The 1,082-nt window shown below is 31.0% G+C and carries 1 pseudogene; it reads left to right on the top strand.

The window, feature by feature from the left end:
• Nucleotides 1-1,082, top strand: a pseudogene (locus tag CQA53_RS12825) (hypothetical protein); the annotation flags it as partial.

The raw sequence follows: 1,082 nt of genomic DNA, 5'->3' as shown, positions 1-1,082 counted from the left end.
TGTCCTATATTAGAAGATAATGAGCTTAAATGTCCTCATAATGGTAGAGTAAAGCTAAAGAGTAATAAAGGCAAAAGCTTTACATCTAAAGATATTCCTATGATTTTAGAATCTGATTTAATTAACTCTAGCATTGTAGGTTGCAGTAATAATATAGCAGGTGTTCCTACTCCTTGTTCTCTTGTTTCTGTAATCCTCCCTAGTGCTAGAGCTTATAAGAAATATAATGATGATTATCCTATAATGCAAGATTTATGTGTTAGTGGGGTATTTACTGATAAAGGATTTCCTATCACTTGTAAGCCTAAGAATAATACTTTTAAGATAAATGCTCCTAATCCTAGCAATACTAAAGAGATAAGTAAAGAAGTGTTAGCTTCTATGATAAGACTTACTAAGCCAAGTATAAGATTGTATTATAAAATAAATACACTTCAAAAAGATAATCTGCCTATATATAGATTAAAGCTTAATGGTGAGATGATAGAATCTAGCACTGATGATGAGACACTAAAAAGTATAAGTATTGATATACATAAAGATGCTAAAGACTTAGATTCTAATATAAAGCTAGATAAGAGAGCATCTAGCTCACAATCTACACATAATGCTACTACTCACAATAATACAAACAACAATAATACTCACACAAACAATACAAACAACAATACTACAGATTCTACTACTTCTTTACTCTCTTTACTCCTTAAGGATTATCCTAAAGACTATGAGTGTAAAGAGATAGATTTACAGCTAGATACCAATCTCTTATCTCTTATACTCATTATCCCTAAGAAAATCCCTAAAGTCTATGATAAAGCATACAAAGAATATGAATATAAAGAGTATGGTGTAGGAAGATTTCAGTATGTTTATAGGTATTGTGAATGTAGGGAATTAGATATATCTAATAATACAAATACAGATTCTCTAGCCTTATTGAGCAAGAGTAATAGCAATACAGATTCTACTCCCAATCAATCAAACTCACAGAATCTATCAAATATAGATTATAACGAAGTAGGACTACATGGAGATGCCCTCACACACTATATCATCACTCTCCTCACTCCAGCTAAAGC

The sequence above is a fragment of the Helicobacter didelphidarum genome, from assembly GCF_003364195.1.
In the GTDB taxonomy this organism is placed as follows: Bacteria; Campylobacterota; Campylobacteria; order Campylobacterales; family Helicobacteraceae; genus Helicobacter_A; species Helicobacter_A didelphidarum.
The sequence above is the reverse complement of the archived record's forward strand: the minus strand, read 5'-3'. Positions and strand labels throughout refer to the sequence as shown.